The sequence below is a fragment of the Mucilaginibacter lappiensis genome (assembly GCF_050433765.1).
Taxonomy (GTDB): domain Bacteria; phylum Bacteroidota; class Bacteroidia; order Sphingobacteriales; family Sphingobacteriaceae; genus Mucilaginibacter; species Mucilaginibacter lappiensis_A.
Genome location: NZ_JBNPWP010000003.1, coordinates 611635 through 632903 on the forward strand (window position 1 = coordinate 611635; position 21269 = coordinate 632903).

17 protein-coding genes are annotated in these 21269 nt (G+C 39.8%); 6 read left to right on the forward strand and 11 right to left on the reverse strand.

The genetic code is table 11. The features are described 5' to 3' along the window. Window positions 1–39: 39 nt before the first annotated feature. From M2273_RS12545 to M2273_RS12570, 6 genes are all read right to left on the reverse strand, one after another. The gene (locus tag M2273_RS12545; RefSeq protein WP_429397248.1) at window positions 40–1113 is read right to left on the reverse strand and encodes an NAD(P)H-dependent flavin oxidoreductase; all 1074 of its coding nucleotides are present in this window, start codon (window positions 1111–1113) and stop codon (window positions 40–42) included. A gap of 4 nt (window positions 1114–1117) precedes the next feature. Beyond that, window positions 1118–1495, reverse strand: coding sequence for a nuclear transport factor 2 family protein (locus tag M2273_RS12550; RefSeq protein ID WP_429397249.1), 378 nt, complete (start codon window positions 1493–1495; stop codon window positions 1118–1120). Between the two features lie 86 nt (window positions 1496–1581). Further along, window positions 1582–2328 (reverse strand): SDR family NAD(P)-dependent oxidoreductase, encoded by a 747-nt coding sequence (locus tag M2273_RS12555; RefSeq protein WP_429397251.1) that lies wholly within the window; start codon window positions 2326–2328, stop codon window positions 1582–1584. A 27-nt stretch (window positions 2329–2355) separates the two neighbouring features. After that, window positions 2356–2571: a tautomerase family protein gene (locus M2273_RS12560; RefSeq protein ID WP_256540892.1), complete on the reverse strand. Its 216-nt coding sequence runs from the start codon at window positions 2569–2571 to the stop codon at window positions 2356–2358. A gap of 10 nt (window positions 2572–2581) precedes the next feature. Beyond that, window positions 2582–3118, reverse strand: coding sequence for a YceI family protein (locus M2273_RS12565; RefSeq protein WP_429397253.1), 537 nt, complete (start codon window positions 3116–3118; stop codon window positions 2582–2584). A 94-nt stretch (window positions 3119–3212) separates the two neighbouring features. Next, entirely contained in the window at window positions 3213–3791 is a 579-nt protein-coding gene (locus M2273_RS12570) for a Crp/Fnr family transcriptional regulator (protein ID WP_429397257.1), read from the reverse strand. Between the two features lie 221 nt (window positions 3792–4012). Between M2273_RS12570 and M2273_RS12575 the strand changes: the two genes are divergently transcribed. Beyond that, window positions 4013–4990, forward strand: a complete 978-nt coding sequence (locus M2273_RS12575) for an SDR family oxidoreductase (RefSeq protein ID WP_429397259.1) — start codon at window positions 4013–4015, stop codon at window positions 4988–4990. Between the two features lie 51 nt (window positions 4991–5041). On the opposite strand, the gene M2273_RS12580 is transcribed toward M2273_RS12575, so the two are convergent. Next, the gene (locus M2273_RS12580) at window positions 5042–5503 is read right to left on the reverse strand and encodes a low affinity iron permease family protein (protein ID WP_429397261.1); all 462 of its coding nucleotides are present in this window, start codon (window positions 5501–5503) and stop codon (window positions 5042–5044) included. Window positions 5504–5685: 182 nt separating this feature from the next. Between M2273_RS12580 and M2273_RS12585 the strand changes: the two genes are divergently transcribed. The 3 genes from M2273_RS12585 (at window position 5686) to M2273_RS12595 (ending at window position 7828) form a co-directional block, all read left to right on the forward strand. Beyond that, window positions 5686–6237, forward strand: coding sequence for a ferritin-like domain-containing protein (locus M2273_RS12585; RefSeq protein WP_429397263.1), 552 nt, complete (start codon window positions 5686–5688; stop codon window positions 6235–6237). A gap of 235 nt (window positions 6238–6472) precedes the next feature. Next, window positions 6473–7102 carry a hypothetical protein gene (locus M2273_RS12590; protein WP_429397265.1) on the forward strand — a complete coding sequence of 210 codons (630 nt, stop codon included), beginning with the start codon at window positions 6473–6475 and terminating at the stop codon, window positions 7100–7102. 3 nt (window positions 7103–7105) lie between these two features. Next, entirely contained in the window at window positions 7106–7828 is a 723-nt protein-coding gene (locus M2273_RS12595; RefSeq protein WP_429397267.1) for a DUF3307 domain-containing protein, read from the forward strand. A gap of 541 nt (window positions 7829–8369) precedes the next feature. Here the strand turns inward: M2273_RS12595 and M2273_RS12600 are convergent. The 4 genes from M2273_RS12600 to M2273_RS12615 form a co-directional block, all read right to left on the reverse strand. Then, window positions 8370–8918 carry a hypothetical protein gene (locus M2273_RS12600; RefSeq protein WP_429397269.1) on the reverse strand — a complete coding sequence of 183 codons (549 nt, stop codon included), beginning with the start codon at window positions 8916–8918 and terminating at the stop codon, window positions 8370–8372. A gap of 125 nt (window positions 8919–9043) precedes the next feature. Next, complete coding sequence (locus tag M2273_RS12605; protein ID WP_429397270.1) at window positions 9044–10603, reverse strand: FG-GAP repeat domain-containing protein; 1560 nt, start codon at window positions 10601–10603, stop codon at window positions 9044–9046. A 112-nt stretch (window positions 10604–10715) separates the two neighbouring features. After that, complete coding sequence (locus tag M2273_RS12610) at window positions 10716–12491, reverse strand: RagB/SusD family nutrient uptake outer membrane protein (protein ID WP_429397272.1); 1776 nt, start codon at window positions 12489–12491, stop codon at window positions 10716–10718. Between the two features lie 13 nt (window positions 12492–12504). Next, complete coding sequence (locus M2273_RS12615) at window positions 12505–15804, reverse strand: SusC/RagA family TonB-linked outer membrane protein (RefSeq protein WP_429397273.1); 3300 nt, start codon at window positions 15802–15804, stop codon at window positions 12505–12507. A gap of 1250 nt (window positions 15805–17054) precedes the next feature. Between M2273_RS12615 and M2273_RS12620 the strand changes: the two genes are divergently transcribed. Together M2273_RS12620 and M2273_RS12625 are read left to right on the forward strand one after the other, a co-directional pair. Continuing rightward, a complete protein-coding gene (locus M2273_RS12620) occupies window positions 17055–17930 on the forward strand; it encodes a hypothetical protein (RefSeq protein ID WP_429397275.1) in 876 nt (291 codons plus the stop codon). 310 nt (window positions 17931–18240) lie between these two features. Next, complete coding sequence (locus M2273_RS12625; RefSeq protein ID WP_429397277.1) at window positions 18241–21267, forward strand: ligand-binding sensor domain-containing protein; 3027 nt, start codon at window positions 18241–18243, stop codon at window positions 21265–21267. Window positions 21268–21269 lie beyond the last annotated feature (2 nt).

Consider the following 21269-nt stretch of genomic DNA (forward strand, 5'->3'; position numbering starts at 1 on the left):
GTTTGTTCATTTACTCTTTACAGAGTGCATTGAGCATAATCAATGCTTTAAAATGAGCTGAGTTTCAGTTATCAGGGCTTGCATTAGCTCGGTAGCTTTGGTATGTTTCAAACTAACTGCGCTTTGTCCCGACCAAAAATTGATCATATCTGTTTTGCCCTGGGCAATAGCCGCGGCTCTTAGTGGCCCCATTAGCCGGGTTTGCAAAGGGAAGGGTAGCACCTCGGTTTCATACTTAACTTCTTCAGAAATGCGGTTGCGGATCATCCTGCCCATCCGGCCGGTTAATGATTTGGAAAGTACAGTGTACCTGGATTCATCAGATAAAAGCGCGGCTTTGTGAACAGGTGTCGCGTTTGATTCGTCGGTAATTAAAAACGCTGTTCCTAACTGAACCGCGTCGGCACCCAAAGTTAACGCGGCTGCAATTCCCTTACCATCAGCAATGCCACCTGCAGCAATAACAGGTGTTTTTATTTTAGCCTTCAGCTGTTGTATGAGAGAGAAAGTCCCGGTTAAAGAATCATGTGCCGGCTTGAGGAACGAGGGACGGTGGCCACCAGCCTCAAACCCGGCTGCAACAATAGCATCAACCTTTGCTTCTTCCAAAGCTAAGGCTTCATCAAGCGTAGTAGCTGCGCCAATGGTTTTAATCCCAAGCCTGCGGGCTTCGTCCAATATCTCCGTTGACGGGATACCAAATATAAAACTGAACACCGCGGGCCTGATCTCAAACAGGACTTCAACCTGTTTCATGAATTTTGAAGGGATATTTGTATCCAGTTGAGGCAGTGGGATACTCAGCTCATCAAAGTAAGGTTTAAACAGTGCTTTTACTTTTTCCAGGCTTTCGGTCGGATAGTTAGTTAAGCGTTCGTCAACGTCCGAAACCCAGAGGTTAATGTTATATGGCTTATTTGTTTGCTCCTTAATGGTTTTATCTGCTTCCAGTATCTGCTCTGGGGTAAGCGTATAAGCTCCTAAACTTCCTAACCCGCCGGCGTTTGATACAGCAGCCAAAAGTTGTGGTGTGGAGAAACCACCGCCCATAGGCCCTAAAAGGATGGGATATTGTATGCCAAAAAGCGCGGTTATCTTAGTTTGGTTCCACATGGCTTTAAACCTTTACATTGGTTAGTAATTTATTAACGATGACCCATTTTTCATCGATTTTATTCAGGGAAAGGAGATCATAGTAATTAAAGTCAAACATAGGTACACGTGCTTTAACAATGGCAATGGAATTGATAATTTCTATGGATAATATTTCCATGCGAAATGTTTCGTTCAGCTCACGTGGGCTTTTTCGATTTTTAACACCGTCAATATATTGGTCAAGGCTTTTAAAATATGGCTGGCCGTTAATATCGCCAATTACCAGTGCCTGCGGATGGAATGCACTGCGAAGCAGTTCTGCATCCCCATTAAAAATACCCTCAAAGTAGGTTGATAATACAGCTGCTACAGCTGTTGCATTATCTGAATAATTGTTCATCTTTTTTCTTTTATGGTAATAAGGTATGCACCGGCCATGGTGCCCTTTGCATACCTGTTTGTTATTTACCTTGGTTTATCCGGCTATTATGCGATGTGGTGACCAGAAACATGACCGCCATCTAAATTGATGATCTCGCCGGTCACAAAATTACTGCTTGCCAGGTAAAGGGCCAACTCGGCAACATCCTGTGTTTCGCCAATGCGGTTAAGTAAATGCAGACCAGCAAGGCTATCTGCATTGCTAACCCCGGTTTTAGCCTGCAGCGGGCTCCTGATAATGCCCGGTGCTATGGCGTTTACACGAATATTGTTTTTACCAAACTCGGTAGCCAGCTGCCTGGTTAAAGCGTGGATGCCACCTTTGCTTGAAATAGGCGCGGTAGCTGGAAAACCACCAATGGCATGATCAACCAGTACCGTTCCTATGTTAATGATGGAACCTTCGCCTTGTTTCAGCATCTGTTTAATAGCTGCCTGGCTGGTAAAGTAAGTGCCTTTTAGGTTGATGTTTAAAAAGCTGTCGAGGTGCGCTTCATCAACATCTAAAAAAGGTTTTGGTTCAAATATACCGGCATTGTTTACCAGTACATCTACAGCGCCAAAGCGTGTTACAGCTGTATTAACCAATTGTTGGCCTGTGGCTGGGCGGCTAATGTCGCCGGTAACCATAGCCAACTGGTCATGATGACCCAGTTCGTTAAAGGTTGCCTTTAAATTTTCTTCGTTAGCCGAGTTAATGACCACGTTATGGCCGTGTTGTAAAAATAAACCAGCGATGGCCTTGCCAATGCCTGTTGATGCGCCGGTTACTATAATGGTTTGTGTTTTCATGATCTTGTTTATAAATTGTTATTTAAATTATCTTTTAGCTGTTATCCCCTTTTCGCGGAGCACGGATACCTGTTCGCCTGCATAACCCCAGTCATCCAGTTCGATTTCCTGTATTACCACGTGGGTGAGTTTTGGGTCTTTATCCAATACTTCAGTGATGAGTTTGGTTACTCCTGCAATCAGGGTTTGTTTTTGTTCGCGGGTAACACCTTCGCGGGTTACCTCTATTTTTACGTATGGCATGGCTTTAAATTTAAAGGGTGGCTGATGCGGTTAATTGAACGTCGAGTTCAAATTCATTGTAGATGAGTGTATCGCCCAGGTTAGTAAAAAAGTTACCTGAACGGAACTTCATATCATATTTGGTGCGGTCAACAATGATCTTGCCCGATGCGGTTATTTGATCAGGAGATACCTGTACATCGGCCGGAAAGCTTAACGGGTGTGTAATACCTTTGATGGTCAGGTTGCCGGTAATCAAATGATCGCCGTCCTTTACCTGGTCTATACGGGTAATGTCAAATGAGGCTGCCGGAAATTGATCTGTCGCGAAAAAATCTGCAGAAAACAGGTGGCCTGCAAATTGAGCGTTAGTATCCGGATCAGTAATATCCAGTATTTTTATGGAGGTTGTGTCAATAACAAAATTCCCGCCGATAAGCTGACCTTTATTCAGTGTCAGTGTACCTTCTTTAAGGGCGATAGTACCATTATGCGCGCCGGTTACTTTTTTGCCGGTCCAATCTATGTTGCTTTGTGCGCTTACAATTTCAAAATTTTTAGTTTCCATTTCTTTATATTATCAATCGTTAATGATTTGATAGTACAAAGGACGGCAGGAAATTTCAGGTGACTACGTGATGTACATCACATTCGTATCTGCGTTATTTATGGGCATTATAAAGCCTGCTGAGCGTTTCTCTTGAAACACCGAGGTAGGCGGCTATAAGGTGTTTGGGAACCAGGTTATACAGTTGAGGATATAATGACAGGAGTTCTTCATAACGGGCTTTGGTATCATTATTCATAAATGACAGAAGCCTTTTTTGCGAAGCCAGGTAACCTTTGTTGGTGCGCCAGCGAAAAAAGTGTTCGGCCTGGTGCAGTTCGCTGCATATTTTTTCGCGGTCATGATTGGAAAGGCAGAGTATTTCTGCGTCGGTGATACAATCTATATTAATGGTGGCCCTGGTTTGATTGTATAAAGCGCCGTAATCAGAGGTCCACCAGGTGGGCATAGCAAACTGCAGGATATACATTTTGATGTCGTCGTTGATGTAAAAGGCTTTTAAGCAGCCAGAAATCACAAAGTATTCGTGGTCTACCTTGTCGCCCTCGCTAATCACTACCTGCCCCTTTTTGTAAGATTGCGGTTTGAAATGCGAAAAAAAATAATCAAACTGCTCATCAGTCAGTGTGGCCGTTTTGGCAATATGCTGTTTTAATATTTCTTTCGCTTCCATTTGTCTGGTTTGATAGGCCTGTTGACCATACCGGGATGAAGCCGAAATTATTGATTTTTGTTTAATATTTATGGGTTTTCTGCATTAGAGAAGGTAAGAAAAAGAATTTTGGTTTATTCACATCATATGAATCTTAAGCGACCATTATGTATTTCGATAAGCTTTTAAAGGCGACTTCTTTTTTTATGCAAACACAAGCAGTGTAAATAGGTTATTAAACTATGAAGAAGAGCTTATTAACAGGAAAAACGATTGTGATAACGGGTGCGTCCAGTGGTGCGGGACGAGCAGCGGCCCTGGAGTTTGCGCCATATGGTGTGGGCCTGGTGCTGGCAGCGCGAAATGAAGTTGCCTTAGATGAGTTGGCTGCCGAGTGCGGTGTATTAGGTTCAGATGCACTGGTTGTGGTAACCGATGTGACTGATCCTAAAGCCCTGATCAATTTGGCTAATGCCGCAAAAGATTGGCAAGGTCAAATTGATGTATGGATCAATAATGCGGGTGTACTTGCAGCCGGCGATTTTGACAAGACACCAATGGAGGTACATGCACAAGTGATCGAAACCAATTTATTAGGTTATATGAATGGTACTCATGCGGTTATGCCCATTTTTAAAGAACAGCAAAAAGGTATCCTGATCAATAACATATCAATAGGCGGTTTTTTACCTGTACCTTATGGCGCAGGTTATACAGCCAGTAAATTTGGCTTACGTGGTTTTTCTGAAGCTATCAAAGCCGAACTGAACGCATGGCCGGATATTTATGTTTGCGACCTTTTCCCTGCCTTTTTGGATACACCTGGTGTACTGCATGCTGCAAACTATACGGAAAGGACATTAAAACCAGCCCCGCCTGTTTACGACCCTAAAAGGGTGGCACAGGCCATGGTAAAGGTGGCTATGCATCCAAAGGCAAATACTTATGTTGGCAGCGCATCTTTATTGCTGAAGCTATCACACGCTATATTCCCTGAGTTAACTACAAAAATAACAGGTGCTGTAATGCGTCGTTACTTTAATGCTGCAGAGCCAATGGCATCCACCAACGGGAATCTTTTTAATACGGTTAATTACGGTATGAGCGCTAATGGAGGCTTTGGTTCGCCTGGTAAACCAAAGGCACATCGCAAATATATAATAGCTGGTCTTTTGGCAGGGATTGCAACAGGCCTTTACTTATTCAATTCCAAAAAATGATAAAGCTAACGTGTTAGAAGAGGGGCGCGAACGATCCTTTTCTGGATACGTTTATGGCTGCTTCTGTTTCTGATACCTGCTCAATTTTACTTTATGATTTTCTTTGGCCGCGTCAATGGAATGGGTACGTGTAAGATTATCTTCCTTGTGGGCAAGGTTGGATAGTTGTATATAAAATTTGTGTAACCGGTCAAGCTCTTCTTCGGTTAGGTCCTCAACATCAACCATACGGTTACTGGTGCCTTCGTGTGAGGCCAGGAGTTCATTCAATTTCAAATGAATGGCTTTTGAATCCTTGTTTTGTGATTTTTGGATCAGGAAAACCATTAAAAAGGTGATAATAGTAGTACCGGTATTGATGATGAGTTGCCAGGTATCTGAATACTTAAAAATAGGACCCGTTATAAGCCAGATGACAATAGCAGAAACTGCAATAATGAAGGCGCCGGAACTACCGGTAGCTACAGTTGCCCAGTTTGCAAATCGTTCAAATAAATTTTTTTTCTTGGTCATGATAGCCGCGCTTATTTGGTAAAATTTTATTTACTACAAAGAAATGTGGGGTAATGTTTGAATGGTGTATTTAATTTATTACTTAATAATTTACTAATTAGTAAATAATTGACAGAATAAGTAAAACTTTTACTTTTAGTCGGGGTTATTAGTGTACATCTTAAATTATAAATGAAATACCTATGGCAACTTTAACAAAAGGCGGAAATAAAACCGCTACAACAAAAAACGGGAAAATGGAAAATTCAGAATTTCATGAATTTTTTGTAGACGAACTGAAAGACATATACTGGGCAGAAAAACACCTGGTAAAGGCTTTACCTAAAATGAAAAAGGCTGCAACAAGCCCGGAGCTGGCCGCCGCGTTTGATAAACATACGCAGGAGACTCTAACGCACGTTGATACGCTGGAAAAGGTATTTGAATTACTGGGAGAAAAAGTGGCAGCTAAAAAATGTGATGCAATGGCCGGTTTGCTGGAAGAAGCCAACGGTATTATTGAAGACACCACAGCCGGAACTTTAATACGTGATGCTGGCCTTATCTTGGCGGCTCAAAAGGTAGAACATTATGAGATAGCTACTTACGGCACCCTTAGGGTTTTTGCACAAAATATGGGACATGCAGATGTGGAAAGGCTGTTATCTCAAACACTTGAAAATGAAAAGGCCACTGATGTGGCTCTGACAAATGTTGCTGAAAGTTTTATTAATGAACGGGCCGCTGCCGAATAAGCTAAAAAGTTAGCTGCACCGGTTATATCCGATAATACCGCGGCTAAAACTGATCAATATGACCACCGAATATAAGATTCGGTGGTTTTTTTTTGTCTTAAAAACCGAATTACCTCTCGTTCAGTATTCAGCGTCTTTATATATAATTATCAAGTAAATGATTAATAATTTGTATTTATCAAGTAAATGATTGATATATTTGTATTATCAAGTAAATACTTGATAAAATGAACTCATGGAAAAATACGCGGTTTTAACGGGTGATATCATCAACTTTACCAGTTTAAAGGATAAGGACAGGCTAAATCTTATTAATAAAACAGAAGTTTTAATAAAATCATGGGTTAAGCAACCCAACCTTGCTGAGGTATTCCGGGGCGATAGCTACCAGCTAATGATGGGGGATACCGGAGAAGCTATAAAGAAAGGCATTCAACTGATCTGCTGGTTTAAAAAGCATTCTGACAATAAAAACAAAATCAACTTAGGTTCACGGGTTTCAATTGGGATAGGCAGTATTGCTTATAATGGCAAATCTGTGTTAGATTCTGATGGAGAGGCTTTCCACCTATCAGGAAGAAATTTTGATAAAATGGCGGATAATGAAATATTAAGAATCAATACCGCCGATGAACGTATTAACGAACAAATTGCGATAATCCTTACATTTGCGAATATCATTATAAACCAATGGACAACCAGCCAGGCTGAAGTAATCTTTTTGGCCATAAACGGCTACACACAAACCAAAATGGCCGAAGAATTAGGGATACAACAAGGTGCAGTAAATAATAGGTTGAGGGTTGCTAACTGGAAAACTATACAGGAAGGAATTGATTATATTATACAATTAATTAAAGAATAGGATATGCTGACAGGTTTATTGCTACGATTAATTACAGCGCATTTACTTACCGACTTTGTATTTCAGCCCACTGCATGGGTAATTGACCGAAAAGAAAATAAAATAAGATCAATCGGTTTACTATGGCATGTATGCCTCACAACATTATTTGCTTATGCTTTTTCGGGCTTATACAATTGCTGGTGGATACCCCTGGTTATTTTTATTTCCCATTACCTCATTGACATTATAAAATCTTATCTGCCCGATAATATATATACTTTCCTGGCAGACCAGGCCATGCACCTGTTGGTAATCACTATAATTTGGTTAATTGTTGATCATCAGTGGGCTGCGATCATAACAGCGTTACGTGAAATAACCTCAAATAACAATTTTTGGATATTAACCTTAGGCTATATACTGGTAACATGGCCGTTAGGCATATTGATAGGAATGGCAACAAGCAAATGGCGGAATGAATTGGCTACAACTGAGAGCGCGAGAGAAGGGCTGGCTGATGCAGGTAAATGGATAGGAATATGTGAAAGGGCCTTAATTTTAACCTTTGTATTAACCAATCAATATACTGCTATCGGCTTCCTGATGACTGCCAAATCCATACTTAGGTTTGGTGATAAGGATAAAAAGACCGAGAAGAAAACAGAATATATACTTGTAGGCACATTGTTTAGTTTTGCCGCTTCCGCATTACTTGGGGTTATCCTGTCTTATGCAATTAAATAATTAGTGTTTATTTCTTCTTTGATCAAGATTTAAGGGTTGGAACTTAATTGATTGTCAGTACGTCAGTCTGAAATAAAAGCGGTTTATCAAAAAGGGAAGGGGAGGACCGGAAATCATGAAAAAGCGCTCCGTATCTCACCCCGGAGCGCTTCAATGTTCCTACAAACATCGATCAACTAAACTCAGATCTCTACAATCTAAGGTCTTGGCAATTTCATAAAATCGTTGTATTTAAGCGCACGTTTTATTGAAATTGTATGGTCAGTAACAAGCTTTTTACAGCATATTATATTTTTTGATATTATTATTAAAATTTATGAAATGGGCATAAACACGCCTCCAATGCAATTGCGTTAGCTGCTGTTTATATTATAAAAGAATTATTATAAACTTAAAGGGAGCTGATAATAGTTCGCGATATATTGCAGGTAATCCATCAACGTCAGTTTAATCGGTTGGTATGTATGCATACTTATCGTACATAAAACCGGTTATATAAAACAGCTGACAATAAAGGATAGTGAACAATAATCGGGACTATTTATCCGAGGTGCCTTGGTGGTTGTTTAGGCATTACGATATAACAACTGGTTTCTGGTTGAAAATAAGCCGTATTAAACGGAGTAATTGTAGTTAAAGGTGATTCAAGAACAACATTAAGAGCGGTAAGATCCAAAAAATCCATTTGTATAACCTTTACAGGAGGAACATGTTCTTTCTGTGGAACAGGTATGTCCTTTATGGGTTCGGCATGGAGTATGTTGTGCGCGTTCAGTATGGTTGCACGATAATTTGGAATGCATTTAAGAAATAAAGCATGGCGGGTTACCCGCATCTGCACATAATTATAGGCATTATTACCAAAGCGTATTTGCCCGCTTATATTTTCATATTTAACCCAATCCCTGATGCCCGGAAGATTGACAGGTACTTTTACCTCTTCCAGATCATGAGTATTATACAGGCCTTTGGATGCTTGTTCATTAAAAAACTTATCAGCGCAATAGGTAAGGTATTGATGTAAAGCGGTATCGCCAACCAAGCTATAAAGGTGGAGGAATAACAGTAATATGGCCGCAATTTTTTTCAATAGGTATTATTTGTAATATGTACTGTAAATATAAAATAAGTTCATTGTTTATGCAACTTTCAGCTGGTTATTTCTTAACTAATTCACGCTTATTTATACTTAAAAGCCTAATATTTGTGGTATGATTAATTTTTGACTGCCCGTGCTGCCGGGATGCCTGTATTTTTAAGTATAACAAACGGAATACGTGTATTCCAGGTAGGTTTTAATCCATCTTCATTGATAAAGCCTAAGGCGTAATTCCCCAATATAATGTCTGGTTTTCCATCTGCATCGTAATCGGCTACATCCATGCATATCCACCGGCCTTCGTTTTCGATAGGTAAATTATGGGGGATGAAATGCATTGGCTTGTCCTGCTCAAAATAGGTAAATCCTTCGGCCGGGTTATTTTTCAGATCCGGAAAAAATGCGATTAAAGCAATGTCAAGTTTACCATCGCCATTAAAATCTGCTGCTATTGCTTTGGTAGCACCGTTTACAGGATAAAAGTATGCTTGTTTGTATTTAAAATTTCCCTGATTTAAATAAATATAAACTCCATGAAAAGGCTTTAGGATTTTTGAATAATCACTGTTATCACCGCTGGTATATAATATATCCAGCTTTCCATCATGGTTAAAATCAACAAGCTGAAAACTGCTGGACCCATAAACCGGTGGAAACTTTAAAAGGTTAGTAGTAGTAAAGCCGCCTTTATGATCATTCAAAAATAGCCATATCCCTTCATCGGCCTGCGCGAACAAACAAACAGCATCGGGCCATCCATCATGATTAAAATCACCGATAACGGCATGTTCCGCACCGGGCATAGTACTGATTATTTTTTTTTCAAAAGATTTATTTATTGATTGCTTATACCAGTATAGCCCTCCCATATTGTGGCCGAAACCACATATCAACCTGTCTTCGAGCCCGTCCTTATCAAAATCTGCAGATAAAGACTGCACCGGTCGCGGCAGTTTATCCGCAATTATTTTACCTTCCTGGTTGCCTGGTGGATCAAGCATGATATCGGTTAGGTAACCGTTTGATATATCAATTGCATCCATAGAGCCAATAAATGTAAAGGAACCCAACTCGTGTCCCCGGGCATCTATCCGGAACTGAACATCAACAGCTGGCGAATTATAAGAGTGCGATGATTTCAATTTTAGTTGATTTGACCATTGATAAATGCTGTTATTCAATCTGTTACTGGTAATGATCGTGTGGCCAATAGTGTCAAATGCTACCAGTGTAGTTGTAGAAGCCGATCCCTTATCATTGATTGGTTTTAATAAAGTGAAAACACCCCAATCATTAACCGGAGCAACTGGTACCGCGGCTCGCTTAAGTGCTTTTGGCGACGCGGTTTTATAATAATCGACTATTTTTAACCAGTCTTCGTAAGGCAGGGCCGAATTGGAAGACGGGGCATTTACATACATGTCTTCTGCATAAACCTTTATGCCCAAATGGGGCGCCATAGCTGGTAATACATGTTTTACCCATGTTTCCTGATCAAGCATATCTGCTCCTACATATTGGTGACAGCTTTTACAGTATTTTTCAGAAAGGGATTTGCCATCGTTTTTGGTAGTATCTTTTTTATTATCCTGGTTGCAATTGATGGAAACGAAACAAATAGCAGTTATAAATAAACACCCTATGAAAGGGATAATGTGATGTTTTTTTAATGCCATTGTTCTCTGTAGCGTGTAGTTTGGGGATTTTATACTATTATGATTTAATGAAGATAATGTAAAGAGGCAACCGGGGCTGCCTCTTTATATTATTCTGCTTTGTTTTATTAAATTAATAACCTGGGTTTTGCTTCAAATTAGCAACGCCTCCTATAGTTTCAATATCTATTTGTGGTTGTGGTATTGGATAATACTCATTTTTATTTGGCGTAAAATGAGCTCCGGCTACGTCGCTTATTGTTTTGCCATCAAAATTAAAGTAATTGGCCAAAGCCTGCTGCGCTATTCCCCAGCGGGAGATGTCGAAAAACCGGTGACCTTCCATACCTAACTCCAGTTTACGCTCAAAGTAAATAGCTTTTAATGCTAAAGCCTGACTTGAAAAATAACCAGCCGGATATGGACTAATCACATATTTTGCTGCTGGAGTAGTGGTATATCCTGCCATTGGGGCCTTTGGATCCTGATAGGTATATACAAAACCTGCGGTGTTGGCAGCTCTTGTACGTACACGGTTAACATAAGCCAAACCTAAATCGCCGCTGCCTAATTGTGCTTTAGCCTCTGCAGCCATCAATAAAACGTCGGCAAACCGAATAATGTTAACCTGGTTGGCCGAACCTGGTGCCCAGGAATGACTATCTGCATATTTACCCTGTGTTGCCTGGAAATAAACATTCTTTTTAGGAGAGTAAGGACCAGCAGAACTTTGCTCACGGATCCAGGCCTGGCCAGGGTGGTTACCCCAATCAAGGTAAGGTATGCCTCGGCGGCCAACTGTCCAGTCTAAACGCGGATCAACATTGCCGGCATCAGGGGTAAAGGCAGTAGTTGAGGAAATATTCATATCGGTAACGAGCGGGTGTGAATTATAATCATCCAAATAAGGTAAACCCGCAGCATCTGTCCGGAAGGAGTTTGCCAGATCCTCGGAAGGCTGGAAAAAACCGCAGCATGAAAAAGGGCCATTGTACGGAAAGTTCAGCATGTCAAAGTTATTTGCCTCGCTGATTGTATTGGTACCATCATTTGCAGCTTGTTGTATTGCAAATACGGTTTCCTTGCTGTTTTTGGTTGCGGCGCTAAAGTTATCTTCATAATTATCCACTAATCCGTAAGCTACACCGGCAGGGTTGGTTCCACTTGTTATAACTTCTGTAAATGTTTTATCTGCTTCGGTATACTTTTTCTCATATAAGTATGTTTTTGCAAGATATGCACCAGCAGCCCATTTGTTAACACGGCCTATTTGCGCTTGGGTTCCGGGCAAGTTGGCGTAAGCATACTGAAAGTCGGCTTCGATCTTCGGCCATATATCCGCATCATTTGGCTGTACATAGTTTACAGTGGTTTCGTCAATATACGGTATTTTATTAAATAGTTTTTTCAGATCAAAATAATAGTGTGCACGTAAAAACCTGGCCTGAGCTGCTATTACCGTTCTGTTAGCATCAGTAATGGATGGAACCTGGGCTAAGGCCTTAAGCACATTGTTGGCCCTGGTTATTCCCTCATAATTAGCTTTCCATTTACTGTTTAAAAAGCCATTACTGGCATCAACTGTAAATGTTGCTATAGAATTTATTGCAGGCTGGTCGGTACCGCTACTGCCTTTGTGCGCATCGCCACCGGCAACACTTCCATAAATCCAGTTATCGGGTGCTGTTTCCCAGGGACCACCGCCGCCAAAGGCAACATTGGTTCCTTGCTGGCCATCAAGGGCCGAATAAGCACCAATCAAAAGGCCATCAACCCCGGCGGGTGTATTTACATTTTCAACACTTAATGCTCCTAAAGCGGGTTGATCTAAGTAGGCTTTTTTACACGAATTCTGTATGATACCAGCTGCAATTAATGCATAGACTGATAAACGTTGTATACTTTTCATAATTTCTGAATGATTAAAATTTAACTTGTACACCAATTAAATAAGTACGCACCGGGGAGTAATTACCACGATCAACACCAAAGCTTGTACTGCTGGTACTGGCAGCGCCGGTACTGATACCCGTGGTACTGTTAATAGTAGTTGTACTGCTACCACCACCTACAATTTCTGGATCAACACCTGAGTATTTGGTTATGGTAATTAAGTTAGCGCCTGATAAATAAACCCTGAACCTGTCAATACCTATTGTTTTTAATATTTGAGGATCAAAAGTATAACCTATTTGTAAGTTGCGTAAACGCAGGTAAGAACCATTTTCTACGTAATAGGAGTTAGGTACAGTATTGGTACTGAATGAACCATCAATTTCCTGAATAGGTGCTTTGGCATCCATGTGAGTAGGCGTCCAGGAATCATATAATGCTGTTTTACTTTTTGCTCCCTGGAAGTTTGCGTAAAAGTCAGTCCACCATTTAACATCATTCCATATTTTATTGCCATAAGAGCCATACCAGAACATGCTCAAATCAAATCTTTTATAGGAAAAATCAAGGTTAAGCCCACCTGTAAATTTAGGGTTGGGATTGCCAAGCAGTGTACGGTCATCTGCTGTAATTTTCCCGTCGCCGTTTATATCAGCATATTTAAAACGGCCCACCGCGGCGTCATTCTGATATGTTCCGCCAGCTGCTGCATTGGCTGCATCAATCTCGGCTTTTGAATCCCAAAAACCATCGGTTTTATAACCAAAGAAACCACCTACAGGGCCACCAACCTGGTTACGTACTATTGAGCTACCATTAAAACGGCCCGCGTTTTGATCAAAATAAGGTTGACCTAATGTAACTGCTTTAATTACGTTGTGGTAAGTAGTAAAGGTTAACGTCGCATTCATTTTCAGATCATGCGTCAGGTTGGTATGCGTTGTAATGGCTAAATCCAAACCTGTATTGGTCATTTCGCCTGAATTTGTATATGGTTGCGTTGCTACCCCTGCAGTACCCGGAAGATTTGGATTGAATAACAGGTCGCTGATTATCTTTTTATAATAATCTGCAGAGATCTCCAATTTCTGGTTGAAGAACGAACCATCAAAACCAATATTTAAGTTTTTATCCTTCTCCCACTTTGCATCAGGGTTACCATATTGGGTTTGTGTTAAACCAGGAACCGTACTGGTTGAAGAACCAGTTATATCATAATAGGAATTGGTTTTGTTAACACCAAATGTAGTGAAAGCGTTAGATGGGGTAACGTTAATCTGGTTACCCATAATACCATAACCACCCCTTATCTTTAAATCATTTATCCAGCTTGCGCCTTTTAGGAATTCTTCCTGAGATATACGCCAGCCAGCGCTTACGGCTGGAAACCAGCCTGTTTGATAGTTTTTAAACCTGGATGAACCATCACGGCGTATAGTCGCGTTTAAAAGATATTTATCATTATAAGTATAATCTAAACGGGCTAAATAAGAGAATAACTTATCTCTTTGTAAATTACTATAGGCGGTAGGAGTGCCCGTGCCGGTAGATATGGTGGTATAGTCAGGATCAAATATAAAATAGCCGGTGTTTGAAGCACCTAATGTTTGATACCTGTTTTTGTAAGCCTCTGTACCTACCAATACCTTGATGTCGTGTTTAGCGATGGTTTGGTGATAGGTTAATGTATTTGTCCAGGTGTAATCATACGCGTTGTATGAATTCTCTGCATAAGAGTTTGTGCTTACATTTTCAGAATTTTCATACTCAGGATACGTAAAGTTGTGGTTATAATCTGAATAATATTCACCACCAAATTGCGTGCGCAGGGTAAAATACTTCAGGAAATCTACTTCTGCAAACACGTTTCCAAATAACCTGTTCAATGCACCGTAATTATTTTTGGTACGGTCTGCTATAGCAACAGGATTCCTGGCGTTGCCTAAGTTTGCTGTATTTGAACCTGCATAATTACCCATAATGTCATATACCGGAATGATGGGTTGTTCACGGAATGACATACCAATTGATGTGCCTTCGTCATTTTGATTTACCTGCGGATTTTCTGTTAAAGAATAAGAAAAGTTTTCGCCTACCCTGATATGCTTGGTTATATTAAAGCTGGTATTTGCCCTTATGGTATAACGTTTATCGTAAGTATTTTTTAATGTACCCTGCTGATTAAAGTAATTCATTGAAAATAAATACGTTGCCACATCAGAGCTACCACTTACGTTCAAATTATGACTTTGTATAGGTGCCGAACTAAATATTTCATGATACCAGTCTGTACCTGCCTTATTTGCCTGGGTTATACGATAAAAACCAGACGCGTCTCCAGTTGTATAAAACGGATTAACGTTATACTTTGCCGGATCAACTGCCGGGTCGCCGGGGTGAATACCTGCCGGACCTGCACCTCCAGCGCTGATATAATCAGGCAGGACATCTCCGTTAGGACCATATAAATTACTGTTAAAATTAGGCGTAATCCCTTTTAATGTAGCCGTATTTTGAATTGCCAGCCGGTTCAGGGCTGTCATTTCCTGCGGGTTAAGCAAATCATAAACATTGCCACCTTTAGGTACCTGGGTACCGTAATAGGCATCGTAAGAAATGCTTGCTTTACCATTACCCTTTTTGGTGGTAATAATAATAACGCCATTTGCTGCGCGTGCACCGTAGATTGATGCCGAACTCGCATCCTTCAATACCTGCATACTGGCAACATCATTCGGGTTAATGTCCGTTACATTGGTTGTAGGCACACCATCAATTACATATAATGGCTGGTTGTTTCCAAATGTGTTGGCCCCACGAATTTTAACCGCAGGCGCTTCACCCGGTTGACCAGATGCAACTACAGTAACACCAGCAGCCTGGCCTTGTAACTGGTTTTCTACAGATGCAGTGGGCTGCCTGTTCAAGGCTGACACATCCACAACTGCAACAGCACCAACAAGGTCTTTTTTACGTTGTGAGCCATAACCCGTAACAACAACTTCATTTAAAGAGTTGTTACCGGCCCTTAAGGTTATACTAAGGCTGGTATTGGTACCCACTGTTAAATCAGTTGGTTGGTAGCCAATATAGGAGATGGTTATTACATCACCCTCTTTTAAACTCAGGGTAAAGTCGCCATTGGTATCCGTCACCGTGCCCGTTGAGGTTCCTTTGACCCGTACAGATGCGCCAATTACGGGTAGTTTGTCATCACTCCCAATGACTTTGCCATGGTACTTTGTTTGGGCCGTAACCCCCAGTGAAGATAGCAGGCAGCATAACAGCATACCGAGAAATCTTCGTTGTAGAAGTAAACTTTTAAGCATGATTTTTAATTAAATTGATTAATATATTGGTTAAGAAAATTATGTTCATAGGCCGGTTAAAGCAATGGTAGAGACATTACAACCGGGTGTTAACTTTTTTGACTCAAAGCAATGGTAGAGACATTGCAGCCGGATATGGTTATGCGTTTAAGCAAATATCCAGGCAATAAAATGCTATTAGGCTTATTGTGTAGGCAATAACCAAACAGTAATCAAAAAAAACATGATACCTGCTCTTGTGTAGGCAAAAGCGGTTAATTTATAACAAAATATCTTTTCCGGGTTTAATTGTGAGATGAGCCTTGCGGCAGCAACACGGAAATGATAAACATATTACCAGAGTATATTATGAGATAAGCCTTGCGGCAATTACTGGTAAAATGATTAAATGAAGTAACAAATGCATTAATACATTTCCTACTTCAGGATGCTATAGTTTATTATTGTCAGTTTTAACATAGTATGTTATAAAAATATTAGGTAGAAATCATTTATCCTGATTGATAAATAATATTGGTTCGGCTACTAAAATAAATATAGTGTATTGTTTACACAAGTTGCTTTTAAGAATTGCAAATTAAATATTTTAATATATTTTAATTTGTCAATGTGTTAAAAATATTAATCAATTATTAATAAATATTGCGCAAAGTACAGCTAAAATTAAAAAAAGTTAAATCGAATATTTGCCCGTAGCATCGCAAACAGAATTGTATAATCCACTCGAAATAAGATATGCTCAAGCAAGAATGGACTTTAATAATCTCTTTTAAAACATTATACTCCCACAATAGCTAAATCAGAGGTGTTAAAATAATACCATCATTTAAAAATTTTAAGGTAGTTAATATTACCATGGAAGTTTATTCCTGTCTGAACCACCTACAGCATATCCAGCAATTGCCGCCTGTTATTCAGGCTGCCCACACCCTGAAATCACTCCCTATTTAATCATTCAACAGGTAATATCTGCTGCTATATAATCGCAGGGGGGTACTCATAAAGTTCCCATATCCCCAATTGTGGTGATGTAGTTCCATATTGTGGTGATACCGCCCTCCCTATATTGGTGGCAGTGAAACAATGGGATGTGAAGCACATTTGCAGTGTAAAAATTATTTACCGGTTTGCAGCATATTAAAACAAATGACATTGCAGTAAACCAACATTAAACATAAAAATTAACAAGCTGGCCAGCGCGTATTTTTTTTTGTAAAGCATAAAAACAAAAACAATTAAAAAAATCGACTATGAAAATTAACTTTCTAAAATCAAGTACTACACTTGGCCTGGCAATAGTACTTGGCCTTACATCTTGTTCAAAAGATAATAACAATGATTCTCCTTACAACTCCCCGCAGCCCCAGGCTCCTGCGGCAACCTCAACTGTACAGTTAGCCAATAATGCAAAATTTGGAAGCATTTTGACCGACAAAGCAGGACGTTCCTTATATAGTTTTTCTGTTGATGCAGCTGCCCAGTCAAATTGCAATGGTAACTGTGCAATAACATGGCCTGCTTTTTACGATCCAACCCCATCATTAGGAACAGGGTTAAAAAGTTCAGACTTTGGAGTGATAACCCGTGCCGATAACAGCAAACAAACCACCTATAAAGGGTGGCCGCTGTACTATTACTCTGGTGACAGCAAAGCAGGCGACACTAATGGTGATGGCATTGGCAAAACCTGGTTTGTATCAAAACCTGATTATACTGTAATGCTGGCTAATGAGCAATTGCTTGGCGCCGATGGCGTAGCATACAATAGTCAGTATAAACCAGGTTCTGAGGTTGTACAATATATTACTGATGATTACGGCAGAACACTGTATAGCTTTATAAAAGATAAAGCCAATACTAACACTTATACTAAATCTGACTTCAGCAATGACAGTGTTTGGCCTATCAATCAAATTTCAAAGGTGTTAAATGTGCCTTCCATTCTTGATAAATCAAAGTTTGGAACCATCACCGTATTCGGAAAACCGCAGTTAACTTTTAATGGCTGGCCAATGTACTTTTTTGGTGCAGATGCAGGTGTAAAAGGTAGCAATAAGGGTGTAAGCGTAGGGCCCGGCGCCTGGCCGGTTGAAAATACTACTACCCCTGCGGCTCCTGCAAACTAACAATAATAACTGTTGTACAATACGGGCGATCCTGTTGTCGCCTGTATTGTTATTTAAACTCAAGATAATGTAATAATAAATATTTCGTAATAATTAAAAACGCAGGCAACCATATATTCGCCAATTACGTGGTAGGATAGAATAATGTTGTAACATCTATGAAATTAATTAACCGATGTATAACAGATCCTATTACTAAGTTTATAAAATCCACCTGTGTTAAATGAAATATCTTGCCGAATCCCCTCTGAACAAGTTGGTTACCATAAGTGTCTTTTTTTCTTTTCTAACAATTATTTTAAGTGCCGGTATGGCTGAAGCGCAGGTTGAAAAGCCTTTTTTTAGAAACATCGGAACCGAAAACGGACTGTCACATGATAAAGTAAATTGTATTATGCAGGATCGGCGTGGTTTTTTATGGTTTGGTACCGAGGATGGTTTAAACCGTTATGATGGCCGGTTCTTTACCATATTTAAAAATCAGCCCAATGATACTACATGTATTTCAGGCAATATCATAAAAGATCTGCATGAAGACAAAAACGGCATTATCTGGATAGCTACGGCCGATGGCGGACTTACACGGTACAATTATCATTTGCCAGCATTAAAGCAATTCAAACAATTTAAATACAATGCACATATTACTAATGGTATTCCGGAAAATAACATCAGTAAAATTGCAGAAGACGAAAACGGAAATTTATGGCTGGCTACCAGCAATAATTTTGTTGTAAGGTTTAATAAGCACAGTGAAAAATTTGATATGCCTGTAAAAAACGGCACCAGGAGCATTTTATCGTTGGCTATGGCTGGTCGGGATACCTTATGGGTAGGTAGGGCAGGAGGTGGTTTGTTAAAGATCAATACCAGCACACTTCAGTATAAGGTTGATGCCCGTTATAATAGTTTGTACGCAAAGCTGCCTCATACCGCTATAACTTCTATTTTTAAAAGTGGTGATAATACCATGTGGTACGGGGCATGGGACAAAAAATTATATAGTTATGAGCCTTTAACGCAGACAGAAAAACTATTTGAGCATACTATAGCTGAACCAGAAGAGCCTAATGACGAGATAGTATCATTTACAGAGGATAAGCGGAAAAATATATGGATGGCATGCCAAAGCACCGGAGTAGCCGTTTATGACCGCACCATGCATAGCTTTACAAGTTACAGGCATGACGGTAAGGACGGATCATTGATTGATAACAACGTAAACGCTGTATATACCGATAGGAGTGGCATTGTATGGATAGGTACAGATAATGGGATAAGCATACATGACCCGGTTTATTCGCCTTTTCAGCAATTCTTTTTGCCTAAAAATATAAATGGGGAAGACATCGCCATTTATGATTTTTACAGGGATGATCAATACAACCTGTGGATAGCAACCAGCGAAGGCATTTATATAAAACGGCATGGTAAAAATGGGTTTGAGCACAGAAAGATCATTTATAACGGGCAAACCCTGGCAGCTACCAAATTTTTTATAGATAAAGATAAAACGTTTTACTTAGGTACCGACTATACCTTGTTTAAGTATAATCCGGAAACCAACCAGGTTTCGCTTTTACCCAACACATCGTCAGACATGGTGATGAAGAAACTGATCAGTTCAAGGATAGTATCTATAGTACGTGATACTATTGCCAATCATCCGGTACTGGTGGTTTCACCTTATGGCCATTATATGACCTATTATGACCTGACCGATAAAAAATGGATATCGCGGGTTGATTCGGTAAAAAAGATAGTAAGGAACTTAAATATTAAAGATAACCTGATCAAGAAATTTTATAAAGATAAGAAAGGCGGCCTATGGCTTGCAACAGAACGCTTTGGCCTGGGCGACTGGCAGCAGGGTACTACGCCTATAAAATACTTTACCAATGATGTAGGCAATAACTCATCTATTAGTAGCAATGATGTTTATGATATAGAGGAAGATAAAAAGGGTAATTTATGGATAAGTACCTATGGTGGCGGGCTTAATTATTTCAACCCCAAAGCAGGCAAGTTTGTACATATCAAGGAATCGAGCAATTTAACCGAAGGAATGCAGGCCGATCTGCGTGGAAATGTTTGGATGATTTGTAACGGCCACATGCATGAGTATAACCCCTTGACAAAAATATACAGCTGTTATGACCTGCCCAATCTTCAAAAAAACGGAGGGATTAAAGGGTATGTTTATAAGGATAATTATGGTAACCTGTATGCCGGAGGAGTGAATTTCTATATCTCGTTTAGTCCGGTGGGTATCGGTAAAATAAAAAATGATCCGGATGTTTACTTTACCGATTTTAAGATATTCAATACCTCGTATAGCCAACTACTCGAAAACAAAACCATCAGGTTAAACCATGCTCAAAATTATTTCTCCCTGGAATTTTCTGCACCTGAATACAGCAGCAATCATATTCATTACGATTATATGCTTGAGGGAGTTGATAAGGATTGGGTTGATGCAGACAGGCGCAACTTTGCAAGCTATTCAAACCTGCCGGGAGGCAAATACCTGTTTAAGGTAAGGGCCTGTAACTGGAAAGGCAGCTTTATAAATAAGTACACGTCTATTGTTATTATCATCAGCCCTCCGTTTTGGCTGCAATGGTGGTTTTATACACTGCTGGTTCTTATTATAGCACCGGTTTGTTATTTACTTTACCGGTACAGGATTAATGAGTTTCTTAAACGCCAATCAATCAGGAATGGGATAGCGCAGGACCTGCATGACCATATCGGCTCCACCTTAAGCAGTATATCCATTTACAGTAAAGTGGCTAAAATTTATCAGCAACAACAAAAAGAGGATAAATTGAAAGAGGTACTGCATACTATAGGCGAAACAGCCAATGAAACCATTACTGAAATGTCTGACATTGTATGGACCATAAACCCTAAAAATGATCATATGAACAGTATTGTTCAAAAAATACAATCATATGCCCAGCCACTTTGTGTAGCCCAAAATATTCACTTTAAATTTAATTGTGATAGTAAAGTTAAAAACCTGACACTTGAAATGGCTGCCAGAAAAAACTTTTTTCTGATACTTAAAGAGTCATTGAACAATGCAATAAAACATTCAGGATGTAAAAATTTAACGGTTAACATCAGCCTTAGTAATTACTACCTTGAATTGCATATACAGGACGATGGAATTGGGTTTGACCCGAGTCTTAAATATGCCGAAGTACCTACCTCGCGGGGGGGTAACGGGCTGGTTAATATCAAATCAAGGGCCGATGATTTGAATGCAAAACTTAAAATTGAAAGTGGAATTAATAAAGGAACCCAAGTAGCTCTGGCCTTTAGTATCCTGTGAGA

What these genes read in the sequence shown, in the direction of transcription:
- M2273_RS12555 (WP_429397251.1), bottom strand. Translation starts at nt 2,328, where the DNA reads ATGAAAACACAAACCATTATAGTAACCGGCGCATCAACAGGCATTGGC.
- M2273_RS12625 (WP_429397277.1), top strand. Translation starts at nt 18,241, where the DNA reads ATGGCTGAAGCGCAGGTTGAAAAGCCTTTTTTTAGAAACATCGGAACC.
- M2273_RS12610 (WP_429397272.1), bottom strand. Translation starts at nt 12,491, where the DNA reads ATGAAAAGTATACAACGTTTATCAGTCTATGCATTAATTGCAGCTGGT.
- M2273_RS12585 (WP_429397263.1), top strand. Translation starts at nt 5,686, where the DNA reads ATGGCAACTTTAACAAAAGGCGGAAATAAAACCGCTACAACAAAAAAC.
- M2273_RS12570 (WP_429397257.1), bottom strand. Translation starts at nt 3,791, where the DNA reads ATGGAAGCGAAAGAAATATTAAAACAGCATATTGCCAAAACGGCCACA.
- M2273_RS12620 (WP_429397275.1), top strand. Translation starts at nt 17,055, where the DNA reads ATGAAAATTAACTTTCTAAAATCAAGTACTACACTTGGCCTGGCAATA.
- M2273_RS12550 (WP_429397249.1), bottom strand. Translation starts at nt 1,495, where the DNA reads ATGAACAATTATTCAGATAATGCAACAGCTGTAGCAGCTGTATTATCA.
- M2273_RS12575 (WP_429397259.1), top strand. Translation starts at nt 4,013, where the DNA reads ATGAAGAAGAGCTTATTAACAGGAAAAACGATTGTGATAACGGGTGCG.
- M2273_RS12560 (WP_256540892.1), bottom strand. Translation starts at nt 2,571, where the DNA reads ATGCCATACGTAAAAATAGAGGTAACCCGCGAAGGTGTTACCCGCGAA.
- M2273_RS12615 (WP_429397273.1), bottom strand. Translation starts at nt 15,804, where the DNA reads ATGCTTAAAAGTTTACTTCTACAACGAAGATTTCTCGGTATGCTGTTA.
- M2273_RS12565 (WP_429397253.1), bottom strand. Translation starts at nt 3,118, where the DNA reads ATGGAAACTAAAAATTTTGAAATTGTAAGCGCACAAAGCAACATAGAT.
- M2273_RS12590 (WP_429397265.1), top strand. Translation starts at nt 6,473, where the DNA reads ATGGAAAAATACGCGGTTTTAACGGGTGATATCATCAACTTTACCAGT.
- M2273_RS12545 (WP_429397248.1), bottom strand. Translation starts at nt 1,113, where the DNA reads ATGTGGAACCAAACTAAGATAACCGCGCTTTTTGGCATACAATATCCC.
- M2273_RS12595 (WP_429397267.1), top strand. Translation starts at nt 7,106, where the DNA reads ATGCTGACAGGTTTATTGCTACGATTAATTACAGCGCATTTACTTACC.
- M2273_RS12605 (WP_429397270.1), bottom strand. Translation starts at nt 10,603, where the DNA reads ATGGCATTAAAAAAACATCACATTATCCCTTTCATAGGGTGTTTATTT.
- M2273_RS12580 (WP_429397261.1), bottom strand. Translation starts at nt 5,503, where the DNA reads ATGACCAAGAAAAAAAATTTATTTGAACGATTTGCAAACTGGGCAACT.